Origin of the sequence: Mesorhizobium sp. M0870, assembly GCF_040319775.1 — a bacterium.
Classification (GTDB): Bacteria; Pseudomonadota; Alphaproteobacteria; order Rhizobiales; family Rhizobiaceae; genus Mesorhizobium.
Genome location: NZ_JAMYOI010000016.1, coordinates 18515 through 35390 on the forward strand (window position 1 = coordinate 18515; position 16876 = coordinate 35390).

18 protein-coding genes are annotated in these 16876 nt (G+C 63.9%); 1 reads left to right on the forward strand and 17 read right to left on the reverse strand.

Features of this window, described 5'->3' with window-relative positions; translation table 11 throughout:
* Positions 1 to 21: 21 nt before the first annotated feature.
* Complete coding sequence (gene aguA, locus NKH97_RS19770) at positions 22 to 1128, reverse strand: agmatine deiminase (protein WP_352753440.1); 1107 nt, start codon at positions 1126 to 1128, stop codon at positions 22 to 24.
* Positions 1129 to 1330: 202 nt separating this feature from the next.
* Here aguA and NKH97_RS19775 point away from each other — a divergent pair, with 202 nt between their 5' ends.
* Complete coding sequence (locus NKH97_RS19775) at positions 1331 to 1837, forward strand: OsmC family protein (RefSeq protein WP_352753438.1); 507 nt, start codon at positions 1331 to 1333, stop codon at positions 1835 to 1837.
* Positions 1838 to 1840: 3 nt separating this feature from the next.
* On the opposite strand, the gene NKH97_RS19780 is transcribed toward NKH97_RS19775, so the two are convergent.
* From NKH97_RS19780 to rpsF, 16 genes are all read right to left on the reverse strand, one after another.
* Positions 1841 to 2062 (reverse strand): hypothetical protein, encoded by a 222-nt coding sequence (locus NKH97_RS19780; protein WP_013532531.1) that lies wholly within the window; start codon positions 2060 to 2062, stop codon positions 1841 to 1843.
* Positions 2063 to 2229: 167 nt separating this feature from the next.
* Positions 2230 to 2859 carry a hypothetical protein gene (locus NKH97_RS19785; protein ID WP_128303064.1) on the reverse strand — a complete coding sequence of 210 codons (630 nt, stop codon included), beginning with the start codon at positions 2857 to 2859 and terminating at the stop codon, positions 2230 to 2232.
* 135 nt (positions 2860 to 2994) lie between these two features.
* Positions 2995 to 3735 carry an SDR family NAD(P)-dependent oxidoreductase gene (locus NKH97_RS19790; RefSeq protein WP_352442166.1) on the reverse strand — a complete coding sequence of 247 codons (741 nt, stop codon included), beginning with the start codon at positions 3733 to 3735 and terminating at the stop codon, positions 2995 to 2997.
* A gap of 44 nt (positions 3736 to 3779) precedes the next feature.
* A complete protein-coding gene (purF, locus tag NKH97_RS19795; RefSeq protein WP_013532528.1) occupies positions 3780 to 5249 on the reverse strand; it encodes an amidophosphoribosyltransferase in 1470 nt (489 codons plus the stop codon).
* Positions 5250 to 5353: 104 nt separating this feature from the next.
* Positions 5354 to 6013 carry a CvpA family protein gene (locus tag NKH97_RS19800; RefSeq protein WP_352442167.1) on the reverse strand — a complete coding sequence of 220 codons (660 nt, stop codon included), beginning with the start codon at positions 6011 to 6013 and terminating at the stop codon, positions 5354 to 5356.
* A 63-nt stretch (positions 6014 to 6076) separates the two neighbouring features.
* The gene (radA, locus tag NKH97_RS19805) at positions 6077 to 7480 is read right to left on the reverse strand and encodes a DNA repair protein RadA (RefSeq protein ID WP_023813748.1); all 1404 of its coding nucleotides are present in this window, start codon (positions 7478 to 7480) and stop codon (positions 6077 to 6079) included.
* A gap of 231 nt (positions 7481 to 7711) precedes the next feature.
* Entirely contained in the window at positions 7712 to 9202 is a 1491-nt protein-coding gene (locus NKH97_RS19810; RefSeq protein ID WP_127261333.1) for a replicative DNA helicase, read from the reverse strand.
* Positions 9203 to 9428: 226 nt separating this feature from the next.
* The gene (locus tag NKH97_RS19815; protein WP_352722766.1) at positions 9429 to 10658 is read right to left on the reverse strand and encodes an RNA polymerase sigma factor; all 1230 of its coding nucleotides are present in this window, start codon (positions 10656 to 10658) and stop codon (positions 9429 to 9431) included.
* Entirely contained in the window at positions 10655 to 11020 is a 366-nt protein-coding gene (locus tag NKH97_RS19820; RefSeq protein ID WP_128303068.1) for a YciI family protein, read from the reverse strand. The genes NKH97_RS19815 and NKH97_RS19820 overlap by 4 nt, the downstream gene beginning before the upstream one ends.
* Before the next feature lie 40 nt (positions 11021 to 11060).
* Positions 11061 to 11774, reverse strand: coding sequence for a DUF1428 domain-containing protein (locus NKH97_RS19825; protein WP_352722765.1), 714 nt, complete (start codon positions 11772 to 11774; stop codon positions 11061 to 11063).
* A 140-nt stretch (positions 11775 to 11914) separates the two neighbouring features.
* The gene (locus NKH97_RS19830) at positions 11915 to 12886 is read right to left on the reverse strand and encodes a small ribosomal subunit Rsm22 family protein (protein ID WP_023813754.1); all 972 of its coding nucleotides are present in this window, start codon (positions 12884 to 12886) and stop codon (positions 11915 to 11917) included.
* A 1-nt stretch (position 12887) separates the two neighbouring features.
* Positions 12888 to 13211: a YnfA family protein gene (locus tag NKH97_RS19835; RefSeq protein ID WP_023813755.1), complete on the reverse strand. Its 324-nt coding sequence runs from the start codon at positions 13209 to 13211 to the stop codon at positions 12888 to 12890.
* Between the two features lie 67 nt (positions 13212 to 13278).
* Positions 13279 to 14583 carry a cyclopropane fatty acid synthase gene (locus NKH97_RS19840; RefSeq protein ID WP_023813756.1) on the reverse strand — a complete coding sequence of 435 codons (1305 nt, stop codon included), beginning with the start codon at positions 14581 to 14583 and terminating at the stop codon, positions 13279 to 13281.
* Between the two features lie 301 nt (positions 14584 to 14884).
* Positions 14885 to 15469, reverse strand: coding sequence for a 50S ribosomal protein L9 (gene rplI / locus NKH97_RS19845; protein ID WP_127289263.1), 585 nt, complete (start codon positions 15467 to 15469; stop codon positions 14885 to 14887).
* Between the two features lie 221 nt (positions 15470 to 15690).
* On the reverse strand, positions 15691 to 15939 hold the full coding sequence (gene rpsR, locus NKH97_RS19850; protein ID WP_006203718.1) for a 30S ribosomal protein S18: 249 nt from the start codon (positions 15937 to 15939) through the stop codon (positions 15691 to 15693).
* Entirely contained in the window at positions 15939 to 16439 is a 501-nt protein-coding gene (gene rpsF, locus NKH97_RS19855) for a 30S ribosomal protein S6 (RefSeq protein ID WP_013532520.1), read from the reverse strand. Before rpsF ends, rpsR begins: the two co-directional genes overlap by 1 nt.
* Positions 16440 to 16876: the final 437 nt, after the last annotated feature.

The window sequence follows — 16876 nt, forward strand, 5'->3', positions numbered from 1 at the left end:
TGTTTTGGGCATGCCCTTCCCTCAACGCCGTTGCGGGGCATAGACTGGCAAGGTGATGCAGGCGACATTGCCGCCACCCAGCAGGATCTCGCGTGAGTTTTCGATGCCGACTATCTTGTGGTCGGGAAACAGCTCGGCCAGCGTCTGCTTGGCCCTCACATCGAGATCGCAGCCGAACTGCGGTACCACCACGACGCTGTTGCCCGGATAGTAGTTGATGTAGCTCGCCGCGATCCGGTTTCCGGCCGGTCGCGCCCAGGTCGAATCCAGCCGGTCCACGCTGTCGCTTTCTTCCGGCGTCATCTCGATCGGCAAGGGGTGGGGCAGCCGATGAACTTTCAGCGCGCGGCCACGCGCATCGCGGGCCGAACGCAGCACCTCTTCGGCTTCTCGCACAATCTCGTATTGTGGGTCCTCCCGGTTGTCGGTCCAGCTCAGCACGACCACGCCGGGGCGCACGAAGCAGCAGACGTCGTCGACATGGCCGTCGGTCTCGTCGAAAGCGAGGCCGCGTGGCAGCCAGATGACGGTATCGACACCGAGATAGTCGCCGAGCTGGCGTTCCACTTCGGCCTTGCCGAGATGGGCGTTGCGATTTCGGTTGAGGAGGCATTGCTCCGTCGTGATGAGGGTGCCCTGGCCGTCGCACTGCAATCCGCCGCCCTCGGCGATCAGCGGCGCCCGGTAGCGATCCATGTTCTCGATTTCGAGCACTTTCTGCGCCGCCAGGTCGTCCAGGTCCCATGGCGAATAGAGGCCGCCGTCGAAACCGCCATAGGCGTTGAAGATCCAATCGACGCCACGCACGTCGCCTTGATCGTTGACGACGAAATTGGGGCCGCTGTCGCGCAGCCAGGAATCGTTGGTGGACATCTCCACGATGCGCACATGGCCTGGCAATCGCGCTCGGGCATTCTGCCACTGGCGAGCAGAGGCCGCCACCGTCACCGGCTCGCTTTGCGCGATCGCCGCGGCGACATCCGCGAACAGCTTTTGCGCGGGCTTGGCGCCGAGGCGCCAGGTGTCCGGTCGCTCCGGCCAGATCATCCAGCAGCCTGATTTGGGTTCGAATTCGCCGGGCGCGCGAAACCCATCCTGTTTCGGCCTTGTCGAGAGGGTACGGGGCATCTTGGGACCGCCGGGAAATGGAGTGATGACTTGCCCGGATCAGACGTTTTGGGACCTTGTCCGTCAATGTCCCATTTGGGATATCGGTGTCGGCGGCTGTCTCCTGTTGCGGAACGGCATTGCCTTCCCACGGTGATCGTCGCAAATCTCGACCGGACGGCGTATGCCGGTGACGCAAGCAGTCGACGAAAGGGGAAAGCGGATGGATGCGATCGAACTGAAGGCCATGCAGGCGCCGCTGAAGCAGGCCTATCGTGACGATGCTTCGCAGGCCCTGATCACGCTTCGCGCCAAGGGCTCGATCGACGACCAGTCGGTTGCCTGCAAGGTGGAGACGGGCAGGGCGCTCGCCATCGCCGGACTGCATCCGGCAACAGGCGGCTCAGGGCTTGAGCTCTGCTCGGGCGACATGCTGCTGGAGGCCTTGGTGGCTTGCGCCGGGGTGACGCTGAAGGCGGTGGCGACGGCGCTCGAGTTCAAGCTCGGCGCCGCCACGGTGGAAGCCGAAGGCGATCTCGATTTTCGCGGCACGCTCGGTGTCGCCAAGGATGCGCCGGTCGGCTTTCGCGCCATCCGGCTCAATTTCAACCTCGACACCGATGAGCCGCAGGAGCGGATAGACTCGCTGCTGAAGCTGACCGAGCGTTATTGCGTGGTATTCCAGACCATCAGCCAGAAGCCGGAGCTGACGGTGAGCGCGCGCCGCTGACGCTTACTGCGCTGACGGTTCTTCGGCGTCGCCCTCGTCAGTGAAGGGCGAGGCGCTCGGCACGCATTGCACCGACCAGCCGGCCGGTGTCGGCTGCTTCTGATATTCGGTGATGGCGGCGGTGCACTGTTCGCGTTTGTCGAAGGTGCTGGGCAGCACGACCATGCCGCCTTGCGGGCCGGCGATTACCAGATACCAGACCAACGCTGCTGCGGTCGTAGCCATGGGGATTTCCTCATTCTGCCAGTGGGCGCTTGTTGTGGGAGTCGCTGTGATCCTTACCAACTCCACGGAAATGACGAAAGCATGACGGCGGCGCAGCCTTCCATCGTCACATCACAGCCGCGTGATGTGACGGGGGTTTCGCAGCCCGATTTCGAAGCGAAATCGGCTCAGTTGGTGGCAAAACAATAGAACAAGCCGTCGCCCCCGGTGCCCTTGAGCGCCTCCTGGCTGCAGCCGCCGCGCGAAGCGTGCGAGGAATTCCAGGATTTGGCCGCTGCCGAATCGTCGAGGCCGGCGCGGTCATGATGGCCCATCATAGCGGCGCCTTCCGCCCCGCTCATCGTCCAGTCGCCGCAGGTCTGGTCGGCGATCTTGGTGCCGTCGGGCTTGGAGCCGGTCAGCACGTCGTGGCGGTTGGGCGTGTCGCCGCGGCCGTTGACCGCTTCGCCTTTCTCGTTGAGCGCTGTCTGCTTGGTGATGCCGTTGGCATCGCTGTGCAACGAGGCGACATCGTCGGCGATCTTGATGCCCTTTGCGTTTACCCATGGCCCCTTGCCGATGCGGTCGCGGGCGTCGGTGTCGCTGGTCGACAGATAGGCGGCCCAACTTTTGCCGGTGACGCCAGCGGCTTCCGCCAGCGACGCGCAATGCGCGTCGGCGCCTTTGAGGCCGCCGAGGTCGGCACCCTTGCCGGAACCGACACTGGTAACGAAGAAGCTCATCTTGGCATCTTGCGAGTAAGCGGCGCCCGCGGCTGCGATCAGGGTGGCGGCGGTGGCGAGAAGCAGTCTACGCATGTCGGTCCTCCGGTTGGTCTTCGACGGGTTACATCAGAAGAAACGTTGCCGGAGGCCTGTTTAATCCCTACGCATGTCGCCTAAAAGTGTGCAGCGGTTTTTGGGAAACCGACATGCGTCAAAAAGGCTCTAGTTTTATTCCGGCTGGCGATAGGCGACGAAGCGATTGTGCTTGGCTTGGAAGATCAATCCGGTCTCTTTCAGCTCCGGGCTGGCCAGCGGCACGATGCGTTTGGCGATCTCGGCGGGGTGCGGCAACGTCTCGGGATCCTCGCCCGGCACTGCCTGGGCACGCATGGCGGTGCGGGTGGCGCCGGGGTCGGCGGCGTTGACCCGGAGCGGCAGGCTCTGCGTCTCATGCGCCCAGGAGCGCATCATCGTCTCCACCGCGGCCTTGGACGCCGCGTAGGGCGCCCAGAAGGCACGCGCCGAGTGCGCTGCGTTGGAAGATAGGATGATCGCTCGTCCAGCATCGGAGAGCCGCAGCAGAGGGTCGACCGAGCGGATCAGCCGCCAGGTCGAGGTGACGTTGATGGTCATCACCTTCTCGAAGGTTTTTGCTTCGACATGACCGATCGGCGAAATGACGCCGAGAACGCCGGCATTGGCGACGAGAATGTCGAGCTTGCCCCAGCGTTCGTGGATGGCGCCGCCCAGGCGGTCGATGCCGGCCATGTCGGCGAGGTCGAGCGGCACCAGTGTCGCCTGGCCGCCGGCCGTCTTGATCTGGTCGTCGAGCTCTTCCAGTCCGCCGACAGTGCGCGCCACCGCAATGACATGCGCGCCGGCGGCAGCCAATTCCTTGGCCATGAAATAGCCGATACCGCGCGAGGCGCCGGTGACGACCGCAACGCGGCCGGTAAGGTCGAGGGTCATGCGATGGATTCCGGGAATTTGACTAACGCTGATGACGGTCCGGCCTACGTCCCGCTCGTCGCCAGCAGCGACAGCGTGCGCACATTGTCGTGGCCTTCGAAGTCGAGCAGGCGGGTTGGATACTGGCCGGTGAAGCAGGCATCGCAGAATTGCGGCTGGTCGTTGTCGCGGCTGGCTTCGCCGACGGCGCGGTAGAGCCCGTCAATGGTGAGGAAGCCGAGCGAATCGACGCGAATGAACTCGGCCATCTCCTCGATTGACATGCGCGATGCCAGGAGCTTCGATTTCTCCGGCGTGTCGACACCGTAGAAGCAGGAGGCGCGTGTCGGCGGTGAGGCGATGCGCATATGCACCTCCTTGGCGCCGGCGTCGCGCACCATCTGCACGATCTTCTGGCTGGTGGTGCCGCGCACGATACTGTCGTCGACCAGCACCACGCGCTTGCCCTCGATCATGCGGCGGTTGGCATTGTGCTTCAGCTTGACGCCCATGTGGCGGATCGAATCGCCCGGCTGGATAAAGGTGCGGCCGACATAATGATTGCGGATGATGCCGAGCTCGAAGGGAATGCCTGCGGCCTGGCTGAAGCCGATCGCCGCCGGCGTGCCCGAATCCGGCACCGGCACGACGATGTCCGCCTCGACCGGGCTTTCAACCGCCAGCTCGGCGCCGATGCGCTTGCGCACCTCATAGACGTTACGGCCTTCGACCGAGGAATCCGGCCGCGCGAAATAGACATATTCGAAGATGCAGAAGCGGGTCTTCTGCGGTTCGAAGGGGAACAGGCTTTCAATACCCTTGGACGTGACGACGACCATCTCGCCGGGCTTCAGGTCGCGAACGAAACGAGCGCCGATGATGTCGAGCGCGCAGGTTTCGGAGGCCAGGATCCAGGCGCCGTCGAGATCGCCGAGCACCAGCGGCCGGATGCCGAGCGGATCGCGGCAGCCGATCATCTTCTTGGCCGTCATCGCCACCAGCGAGAAGGCGCCCTCGACCTGCCGCACCGCATCGATGAAACGCGAGTTCAAATCGCGCTCCTTGCTGGTGGCGACAAGGTGCAAAAGCGTCTCGGTATCGGAGGTGGAGGAGAAGATCGCGCCTTGCTTCTGCAGCGCGCGCTGCACGGTCATGGCGTTGGTCAGATTGCCGTTGTGGGCGACGGCGAAGCCGCCATCGGCCAATTCTGCGAAAAAGGGCTGGATGTTGCGCATGCCGGCGCCGCCAGTCGTGGCGTAGCGGGTATGGCCAATGGCGCGGTTGCCTTGCAGGCTGTCGATGACGCGCTGCTTGGTGAAGGTGTCGCCGATCAGGCCGACATGGCGTTCGACATGGAACTGGCTGCCGTCATAAGAAACGATGCCTGCCGCTTCCTGGCCACGATGCTGCAGCGCATGCAGGCCCAGTGTGACGATGGCTGCCGCGTCCTGCCGGCCGAAAATGCCGAACACACCGCATTCGTCGTGGAAATGGTCGTCGGCCTCGGCGGAAAGCACGTCGTCTGCGTCTGCCATCTTAAGCTCCGCTAAAATCGCCATATAATGCGGGTTCGCGCCGAAAGCAACGCGGGCCGTGCGGTCGTTCACACCATCGTCAGATCCTGACGTCGTTTTCGGCGTCAGTTTGCCGGTGCCGTCGGTGCCGGAGCGTTGTTGGCCGGTGGTGTTGCGTCATTGTCGTCAGGCGCCGGCGTGTTGGCATCGTCGCCGCCCGCCGGAGCATCCGCCGCCGGTGCGTCCGGAGCAGCTGGTGTCTCGGCGGCCGGCTGATTCGGATTGAGCTTCTTGAGGATCGCGTTTTCCGGATCCTCGGGCAGCAGGCTTTCGAGCTTGGCGCCGATCTGTTCGAGCAGCGGCCGCGACTTGGCCTCCGTGACCCAGGCTGGTGCCTTGGCACCGGCCAGCCAGTTGAAGAACAGCAGGGCGACGGCAACGACCAGGATGCCGCGCGCGGCGCCGTAAAGGAAACCGAGCGTACGATCGAGTGCGCCGATCCTGGAATCGATGATCCAGTCGGCTAGCTTCATGGTGATGACCGAGACGACGATCAACGCGATGATGAAAACCACGCCGGCGGCCGCCGCCATGGCGACCTTTTCATTCTCGATGTAGGGCGCGAGGTAAGGCACAACCGGCTTGTAGAAGAAGAACGCCGCCGCTGCCGCCGCTGCCCAGGAGACGACGGACAGGACTTCGCGCGAGAAGCCGCGAACCATGGCGAGCATCGCCGAGACCAGAGTGAAGCCGACGAGAATTCCGTCAAGCAGCGTAATCGGCATGTCTTTCGCCCCACTCCATGAGCCGCATTATAGCGCGGAGCATCGGGTTCTGGGTCCGATGCTCTAATCTTCTTCGTCCACGCGGCTTCGGCGTGAGCCGGCTATGCGTGCCACGAGGTCGGCAAGCTCGGTCGGCTGGAAAGAACCGGCCCCGATCCCCCCGGCCAGTTCCCCGCTGCCCGAGGGCAGAACCGCGCTTCCAAAACCCAGCTTTTCGGCTTCCTTGAGGCGCTGTTGCGCATGCGCAACCGGCCTCACGGCGCCCGAAAGGCTGATTTCGCCGAAATAGACGCAATCGGCGGGAAGGGCAAGACCGGTGAGCGAGGAAACCAGGGCGGCCGCCACTGCCAGATCGGCCGCGGGCTCCGAAATCCGGTAGCCTCCGGCGACATTGAGATAGACATCGTGAGTGCCGAAGCGCACGCCGCAATGGGCTTCGAGAACCGCCAGGATCATCGACAGCCGGGCGCCGTCCCAGCCGACGACGGCGCGGCGCGGCGTGCCGAGCGAGGAGGGTGCGACCAGTGCCTGGATCTCGACCAGCACCGGCCTTGTCCCCTCCATGCCGGCGAAAACCGCCGCCCCCGGCGATTTGGCATGGCGTTCGCCAAGGAAAAGCTCGGACGGATTGGCGACCTCGCGCAGGCCCTTGTCCGACATTTCGAAGACGCCAATCTCGTCGGTCGGTCCAAAACGGTTCTTCACCGTGCGCAGGATGCGATAGTGATGGCCGCCTTCGCCTTCGAAGTAGAGCACGGCGTCGACCATGTGCTCGACGACGCGCGGCCCGGCGATCTGGCCTTCCTTGGTGACATGGCCGACCAGCACGATCGCCGCCCCTGTGGATTTCGCATAACGGATCATCGCCTGGGCGGCGGCGCGCACCTGTGTGACGGTCCCAGGCGCCGAATCGGCAAGGTCGGTCCACAGCGTCTGGATCGAATCCAGGATGACGAGATCAGGCCGCTTGCCGTCGGCGATCGTCGCCAGGATGTCCTCGACATTGGTCTCGGCGGCAAGTTCCACCGGAGAAGAGGCGACGCCAAGCCGCTGCGCCCGCAGCCTGATCTGCGCGACCGCCTCTTCGCCGGAAACATAGACGATGCGATGGCCTTTTGATGCCAGCGCCGCGGCCGCCTGGGTGAGCAGCGTCGACTTGCCGATGCCGGGGTCGCCGCCGACCAGCAACGCCGAGCCGCGCACGAAACCGCCGCCGGTGGCGCGGTCGAGTTCGCCAATGCCCGAGATGATGCGCGGCGCGTCCTCGATATCGCCGGACAGCGTGGTCAGCACCACCGCGCGGCCCTTGCGGGCATTGCGCGTGTTGGCTGGTCCCGAGCCGATGCCGCCGGACGTGCCTTCCTCGACCAGCGTGTTCCACTCGCCACAGGCATCGCATTTGCCGGCCCAGCGCTGATGCACCGATCCGCAACTCTGGCAGATGAATTGGACGCGTGACTTTGCCATTACGTCGCCGCAGGCTGAAAATTGGGAAAGCGGGGCGTTCCTTCACACCCCCCTCTGTCCTGCCGGACATCTCCCCCGCAAGGGGGGAGATTGGCAGTTTTGACTACAGCACCATCTCTGCCACGTCGGCGATTGGCGAAATCGGTAACGACATCCAATCTCCCCCCTTGCGGGGGAGATGTCCGGCAGGACAGAGGGGGGTGTGACAGAGCGCGACGGTAGGTCAAAAAGCTACTCGAACCTTTCCGGCAGATGATGCTCCTCGGCGAGGTCGGAGAAGCGGGTGAACTCGCCCTGGAAGGCAAGGCTGACGGTGCCGGTCGGGCCATGGCGCTGCTTGGCGATGATCACTTCGGCCTTGCCCTGGACCTCGATCATCTTCGTTTCCCAGGCGAGGTGCTCGGGCGTGCCTTTCTCCGGTTCCTTGTTCTTGATGTAATATTCCTCGCGGTACACGAACAGCACGACGTCGGCGTCCTGCTCGATCGAGCCCGATTCGCGCAGATCGGACAGCTGCGGATGCTTGTCGTCGCGGCTTTCGACCTGACGCGAGAGCTGTGAGAGGGCGATGATCGGCACGCCCAACTCTTTGCCGAGTGCCTTCAGTCCGGTGGTGATCTCGGTGATTTCCTGGACGCGGTTCTGCGACGCCTTGGCGGACGAACCCTGCATCAGCTGGATATAGTCGATGACCATCAGGTCCAGCCCGCGCTGCCGCTTGAGGCGGCGGGCGCGCGCCGCGAGCTGGGCGATCGAGATACCACCCGTCTGGTCGATGTAGAGCGGGCGCTTGTGGTTCTCCTGCGTGTAGGCGACAAGCTTGCCGAAATCGGCTTCCGTCAAATCGCCGCGCCGGATTTTCGAAGATGGTATCTCGGTCTGCTCGGAGATGATGCGGGTGGCCAGCTGCTCCGACGACATTTCGAGCGAGAAGAAGCCGACGACGCCGCCATTGGCCGCCTTGACCGAACCGTCGGCCTGCTGGGCAGGCTCATAGGCGGCCGCGATGTTGTAGGCGATGTTGGTGGCCAGCGACGTCTTGCCCATGCCTGGGCGGCCGGCGATGATGATCAAATCGGATGGCTGCAGGCCGCCCATGCGGTGGTCGAGATCGCGCAGGCCGGTGGCAATGCCGGATAGGTGACCGTCGCGCATGTAAGCCGCACTGGCCATGTCGACGGCGTTCTTCAACGCATCGGAAAAACTCTCGAAGCCGCCATCGTAGCGGCCGTTTTCGGCCAGCTCGAACAGGCGGCGTTCGGCGTCCTCGATCTGTTCGCCGGGCGCCATGTCGACCGGCGCGTCATAGGCGATGTTGACCATGTCCTCGCCGACGGTGATCAGCGCGCGGCGCGTCGCAAGGTCATAGATGGCGCGGCCATAGTCGGTGGCGTTGACGACGGTAACGGCCTCCACCGCCAGCCGCACGACATATTGCGCCATCGTCATGTCGCCGACTTTCTCGTCGGCCGGCAGGAAGGTTTTTAGCGTTATCGGCGTCGCGACCTTGCCCATGCGGATGAACTCGGACGCCACCTCAAAGATCTTGCGGTGCAGCGGCTCGTAGAAATGGCTGGCCTTGAGGAAGTCCGAGACGCGGTAGAAGGCATCGTTGTTGACCAGGATCGCGCCGAGCAGCGCCTGCTCGGCCTCGATGTTGTTTGGCGCTTCACGATAAAGCGGTGTTTCCGCGACGCCGAATTTTCGCGCTGCTTCTGCCATGATGTCCCCGATTTCGATCCCGGCTTCTCGATATCAGAACGTGACAAGTCCATGCTGACTTATCTGCACCAGTGCCTGTCCAATCAGCTTTGATACCCGCGATTCACAGCCGAGTTTTTTCGGTGGAAAGAATCACAATTGACTCGAATCGAAAGAACGATTGTAGCGCATCTACAGGGAGAACAAAACGGGAAAACAAGAATGGTGCCCTGTGCAGCCATCCCGCTCAAAGCTGACCGAGTCGCCCCTCGATGAACCGGCGTTCCGCCGGTTGCCGGGTCAACTCGATCGCCCGCCGGTAGGAGGTCCTTGCCGCTTCGGTCAAGCCAAGCCTGCGCTGCATTTCTGCTCGCGCCGCGTGCGCCAGATGGTAGCCGTCCAGCCCGCCTTGTCCCATGGCCGCCTCGATTGCCGCCAGTCCGGCCTGCGGGCCGTCGCGCATGCCTATGGCCGCGGCGCGGTTGAGTGCCACGACCGGCGAGGGGTCGACGCGGCCGAGCACATCGTAAAGCGCGACGATTTGTACCCAGTCGGTCTCCGCCGTGCCTGCCGCCTCGGCGTGGACGGAAGCAATGGCCGCCTGCAGGATGTAAGGTCCGATGCGGCGCGAGGCGATCGCCCGACCGATCAGGCCGTCGGCCTCGGCGATCAGCGAACGGTCCCACAGCGTGCGGTCCTGATCCTCTAGCAGGACAAGGTCGCCGCTGGCGTCGACCCGCGTCGCGCGCCGCGCCTCGTGCAGCAGCATCAGGGCCAGCAGCCCTTGCGCCTCCGGCTGGTCGAGCAGTTCGACCATCAGCCGGCCGAGCCGGATCGCCTCGGCGCACAGATCGGCCCGCGTCAGGTTCGGCCCCTCGGTTGCCGCGTAACCCTCATTGAAGATCAGGTAGATCACCTGCAGCGCACTCTCGAGACGCGCCGGCAGGTCGTCGCGGTCCGGCACTTCGTAAGGGATGGCCTCGTCGCGGATCTTCGCCTTGGCCCGCACGATGCGTTGCGCAATGGTCGGTGCCGGCGTCAGATAGGCGCGGGCGGTCTCTTCGGTGGTCAAACCACCCACTTCGCGCAGGGTCAGGGCGATGCGTGCATCCGGCGCCAGCGCCGGATGGCAGCAGACGAAGATGAGCCGCAATTCATCGTCCTGGATGTCTTCCGGCATGGCCGGCTCCGGTGTCGGCTCGGCCAGAGCCGTGAGCTCGGGCAGAGCCCCGGCCAGCCGCGCTTCCCGGCGCCAGCGGTCGATGGTCCTGAAGCGGCCGGCCGAGACCAGCCAGGAATAGGGATTGGCCGGCACACCCTGGCGCGGCCATTGTTCGGCGGCAGCAGTGAAGGCCTCATGCAAGGCCTCCTCCGCCGCGTCGAAACCGCCGAGCAGGCGGATCAAGGTCGCCAGCACGCGCCGCGCCTCGGTGCGGTAGGCCGCCTCCAGGGCGTCGCGCGGGCCGGCGGTGCTCACAGGACCGGCGGCGGCTGGCTGAAGTCGACGACCGGACGGACTTCGATAAAGCCGATCGTTGCCAGCGGATGGCCGCTCGCCACCCGCACCGCTTCATTGAGATCACGGGCTTCGATGACGATGATGCCGCCCAGGATTTCCTTGGTCTCCATGAACGGGCCGTCGACCGAAGACATCTTGCCGTCGCGGACCTGCACGGTCATCGCCTCTTCCGGCAACACCAGGGCCTCGGCGGTTACGAAGTGGCCGCTGGCCCTGAGCACCTCGTCATATCCGGCGCATTCGGCCAGCACGGCGTTGGCTTGCGGGCTGCCGCCGAACAGCGTCTTGGGGTGGTAGTAGATGAGACAGGCATAACGCATGGTGGGTTTCCTTTTCCAGGATTGTCTAGGGTTCTTGGGATCAGGCGTCGAGGATCGGTGCGAAGCCGCCGTGGACCCGGCGCTGGTTGTCGTAGGGCATGGTGTCGGCATACATGCGCGGATCGGCAATCACCTTCTTCCAGGCGTCGTCACGCACCTGCTTCGACGGCCATTCGACCCAGGCATAGACGACAACCTCATCGCCCGTCGCTTTCACGGCGCTGCGGTAATCGGTGATCTCGCCGTCGGGAACATCGTCGCCCCACGCCTCGACGACGCGGGTTGCGCCATGTTCCTTGATCACCGCGGCCTGCTTCGCCGCCACGGCAAGGTAGGCTTGCTTGTTGGCGGCCGGCACCGGCACCAGCGAGCCATCGATATAGCCGGTCTTGCCGGTCGTGTTCAGGTCGATGAACGGCGTGAAACCGCCGATGATCATGCGCTTGCCGTCAAAGGGCATGGACGCGCCGATCTCCGCCATGCGCGGGTCGCTCATCATCGTCTGATAGGCAGCGTCCGCCGCCGCCTTGTCCGCGTATTCGTGCCACGAAAAGGTGATGACCTCATCCGGCTTTGCCTTCACGGCTCCCTTGAAGTCGGTGATCTTGCCGCCGGGCACGTCGTCGCCCCATCCCTCGACCATCCGGGTGGTGCCGAACTCCTTCAGCACCGATGCCGCCTTGGCGACATGCTTGCGATAGGCTTCCTTGTTGGCGGCGGGCACCGCGGCGACAAATCCTGCGATATAGCTCATTGCGTCTCTCCTGTTGGCTGATGGCGTTTGACACTCTTGGCGTCTCGAAAGATCCGAGAACGCCAATGGTCGAACGGCACGGCCTGGATTCGACATCGCTCCGAATTTTTCTTCGGAGCGGTTCGAAACGCCACTGCCGCCTATTCGGAACCCAGCCTGTCGCCCCAGTCCAGCCGCCGGGCGAGCTTGAAGTCGGCGCCGTCGCGCTTGGTGAACAAGCGCTCGGCGGCGGTACCGTCGTCCTGGCAAAGCTTGAGCAGAACCTTGCCGGAGCCGGATTTCGGCGGCGCAAGAACCCGCGCCTGGTGCGAAGTGGGCCGTTCTCGGGAAGCCGCGACATAGATGAACTTCTCGTCTTCCCACGGCACGTCGGCATCCTTGGCCAGCCGATGCAGGCGCGAGCGGGCGACGCGGCGGGAAAAATGGCACCAGTCGGGCTGGATCAGCGGGCAGGGCGCCTGATGCGCGCAAGGCGCTAGCACATGCGCGCCCGCCTCGATCAACTGCCGGCGCACGGCAAGGATGCGCTGCCAGCCGGCAGGGGTGCCCGGCTCGACCACAAGCAGCGTGTCGGCGGTGAGTTGCCAGAGGCGGTCGATGAGCTTCGGCAGTGATGCGGGAGCGATTTCATCGAGCACATAGGCGCAAGTGACCAGATCGGCCGACTTGAGGTCGGCAAGGTCGATGGTGGCATCACCCGCCAGCCACCTCGTCTGGGCGGCAATCGCACCGGCGGCAAGTGTCTCGCCGACCTTGCGTACCGCCGCACTGGCTTCGAACAACACAGCCTGTTCGAGATCGGGCCACAGCTCAGTCGTGGCCCAAAGCGCAGTACCAGGACCTGCGCCGACATCGAGCAGGCTCTTGGGTTGGAAGGCGGGCTTGGCATCGCTCAGCGCATCGAGACTGGTGCGGATCGCGGCATAGGTCGCCGGCAGCCGCGTCGCCAGATAGGCTTTCACCGCCAGATCCTCGGCCATGTGCAGACGGCCGTCGCGCAATTCGGCACGATAACGGTCGGACAGCGTTTTTGCCGCTTGTTTGAGTACAGCCAGCGGAACGTTTTCGAGCAAGCGCTCGACACCTTGGCGAAGGGATGCCGGCAACTCCATCTCACGCGCCCCGCGGGACGAGAAGGATCACGGAAGCGCCGGCAATGCAGAGCGCCGCGCCGGCAAAATCCCAGCGGTCGGGGCGCACGTCCTCCACCAGCCACAGCCAGCCAAGCGATGCCGCAATGTAGATGCCGCCATAGGCGGCGTAGGCGCGACCGGCGGCTGACGTGTCGACCAGCGCCAGCAGGAGGCCGAACAGGGCAAGCGAGCCGAGGCCGGGAAGAAGCCAAAGCGGCGACTTATCCAGCCGCCACCAGGCCCAGAACGAAAAGCAGCCGGCGATCTCGGCCAGAGCGGCGGCGGCATAGAGGACGTAGGTCATGAAAAAGGTCCCGCGACGGTCACGGGACCTTTTTCAGTGCAGGCGCCGGCAATGGCAAGCGGCAATGCTATTCCTGGTCCGCAACCTTGCGGCGACGAGCCGGCTTGGCGGTCGGACTCTTTTTGACGGGAGCCGTTTCACGATGCCCCATATCGCGCATCTCGAGCGCCTTTTCGCATTTGGCCATGTAGTCGCGCGACATCGGCAGCGTATCGTTCTTCTTGGTGATCTGGATCTGGAAGATGACCAGGTCCTGCCAGCGGAAGGCGGCTTCCGAGGCCGCCAGATAGAATTCCCACATGCGGCAGAAGCGCTCGTCATAGATCGCCTTGGCCTTGTCGCGGTTGGCAGCGAAGCGCTCGCCCCAGTGCTTCAGCGTATCGGCATAGTGGAGCCGCAGGATCTCGACGTCGGTGACGACCAGGCCCGACTTTTCGATCGCCGGCATGACTTCCGAGAGCGAAGGGATATAGCCGCCCGGGAAGATGTATTTGCGGATGAATGCGCTGGTCGCCCACGGCACGCCGGAACGACCGATCGTGTGCAACAGCATCACGCCATCGGGCTTGAGCAGCGTCGCGCTCTTGTCGAAGAACGTACGGTAGTGGTTGACGCCGACATGCTCGAACATGCCGACCGAGACGATGCGATCGAAACGCTCGTTGAGTTCGCGGTAGTCCTTGAGCTCGAAATGCACGCGGCTTTCCAGCCCTTGCGCGTGCGCCCGGTCGGTGGCGACGCCATGCTGCTCGGTCGACAGCGTCACGCCCTGCACGTCGACGTCGAACGCTTTGGCGAGGTAGAGGCCAAGCCCGCCCCAGCCGGAGCCGATGTCGAGCACCGTCTGGCCGGCTTTCAGCCGGAGCTTGGCGGCGATGTGGCGCTTCTTGGCGGCCTGCGCTTCGTCCAGCGTCATGTCCGGCTGCTCGAAATAGGCGCAGGAATACTGCATGTCCTGGTCAAGGAAGAGCCGGTAGAGGTCGCCCGACAAATCGTAGTGGCGCTGCACGTTGCGGCGCGAGCGCGAGGCGGTGTTGATCTGCTGCAGGCGGCGGAAGGCGTGGCGCAGCCCTTCGATGGCCTTCGACCAGGTGGCGTCGATGCCGCCGCTGCCCATATTCTGGAAGGCGATGCGCATCACGCCCAGCACGCCGCCTTCGAGGATGTCGAGTTCGCCGTCCATGTAGGACTCTGGCACTGCCAGCATCGGATCGAAGGTGATGGCGCGCTCGGCATGCGCCGTCTTGATATGCATGTGCACCGGTTCGCCGCTGCCGTCGCCGAAAATCACAGCCGAGCCCTTGGGGCCGGTCACCTTGAGATTGCCGGTGCGCACCAGGCGGTCGAGAACGCGCTTCAACAGAATATTCATGACCAAATGTCCCCTCTCGGCCAGACAGGCTGCCTTGGCGCGTGACCGCGAAAATCGGTATCGATTTCGCCGGGGGTCTTGCGCCGAACCAAAGTTGCACAGCGTGCTTTGCGCGGCCAAAGGACGCGCTACGCCATAGTCTGCAACAATATATAGGGGTTCGAAAAGTTCCATTTGGCACAAAAATGCCCGGGCGAGAGACCCGGGCATTGGTCCAGCATGGCTGGATGACGGCAAAGTGATCGGAGCTTGGCTTTAAGTCGTGATCAGCCCATGGCTCCAATCGTCTTGCGAAGTGTGATCAGGCGTTGTCTTCGCCGCCCTCGAACTCGGTGTTCGGATCGAAGAAGTTCTCCGGCCGGGCGTTGTCGTTGATGTCGTCGCCATAGATGGCTTCGGCAGTGGTCAGTGTCTCGCCCTTGGCCTGGCGCTCGGCTTCGTCGGCCGTGCGGGCGATGTTGAGCGTGACGGTGACCTCGACTTCCGGATGCAGCGCGATCGCCACATTGGTGACACCGATGGTCTTGATCGGCTGGTTGAGCAGGATCTGGTTGCGGTTGATCGAGAAACCTTCCGCCGTCAGCAGATCGGCGATGTCGCGGGTCGAAACGGAACCGTAAAGCTGCCCGGTTTCGCCGGCGGAGCGGACGGCGATGAAGCTCTTGCCGTCGAGCTTTTCGGCGATCTGGGCCGCTTCCGACTTGCGCTCGAGGTTACGGGCTTCGAGTTGGGCGCGCTGGCCTTCGAACTTCTTCTTGTTGGCTTCGTTGGCGCGCAGCGCCTTGCCCTGCGGCAGCAGGAAGTTACGGGCAAAGCCGTCCTTGACCTTGACGGTGTCGCCCATCTGGCCGAGGCGGGAAACGCGTTCGAGAAGAATGACGTCCATGGTTTTGTTCCTTCGGTTGGGCGCCAATCAATCGATGAGATCGACGCCGAATGTCTCTGGAACAGGTCAGGAAGCTTGAGCGCCCGGGGGCGCTGGTGTCGCTGTCCTGCCTGTCGCGGCAGTTAGAGGTTTTTGACCTCAACCCGGGATTTGATGTCCAACCCTGCGGCGCCCGTCGCCGTGGGAGAGGAGCGGGCGGCGAGCCGCCCGCATTGACGCTATTAGCGAACCACGTAGGGCAGCAGGCCGAGGAAGCGGGCGCGCTTGATTGCCTTGGCGAGTTCGCGCTGCTTCTTCTGGCTGACGGCGGTGATGCGCGACGGCACGATCTTGCCGCGCTCGGAAATGTAGCGCTGCAGGAGACGCACGTCCTTGTAGTCGATCTTGGGCGCGTTGGCGCCTGAGAACGGGCAGGTCTTGCGGCGGCGATGGAACGGGCGCCGGGTCGGGATCTGATTGATGTCGACCATTATTCTGCACCCCCTTCAAAGCCTTCGCGCGGACGGCGCGGACCACGATCGGCACCGGCGTCGCCGAACGAGCGCGGCGGACGATCGCCACGGTCGCCGCGATCACGGTCGCCGAACGAGCGCGGGCCACGATCGCCACGGTCGCGGTCGCCGAAGCCGCCGCGTTCCGAGCGCTCTTCGCGCTTCTGCATCATGGCCGACGGGCCTTCCTCATGCGCCTCGACCTTGATGGTCAGGAAGCGCAGCACGTCTTCGGACAGGCCCATCTGGCGCTCCATCTCGTTGAGCGCGGCCGCTGGGCAATTCAGGTCCATCAGCGTGTAGTAAGCCTTCCGGTTCTTGTTGACCCGGTAGGTGAGGGACTTCAGTCCCCAATTCTCGACCCGGCCGACGGACCCGCCATTCGCGGAGATGACACCCTTGTACTGTTCGACAAGAGCATCGACCTGCTGCTGCGAGAGGTCCTGCCGGGCAAGAAACACATGTTCGTAAAGAGCCATTATGTCTTATGCCTTTCTTCGTTTCTCTCCCGGTTCCCGGCGGCAAAAGCCTCTGCAACTTCTCTGACCCGCAAACCCTCGAAGGGGCAGGGGGAAGAAAGGAGCATAACGAGACGGTCGAGAGCGGAGACACGGGAGGCGGAAGCACTTCCGGCTTCACACGAAGGTTCTAAAAAACCTCCGGCCCTCCGTTCAGCCCCCAGCAAGGACCGGCAGATTGCGGGCGTCTATATAGCAATCCGACCGTAAAGCAAGGGCAAGCGGCATTCCCGTGTGTCCCACGTGACGATCGGGGAGCAGCAACGGCGGAAGTTGTGGTTTCCGGGAACCACGTCTTAACCACACTAGAAGGTTGTGTGGAGTTGAAGCCCAGCCGTCAACGGTCGATTCATCATGGAAGGCGCAAAAGCCCGGACGACCGCACAAAAGCGGCAAGC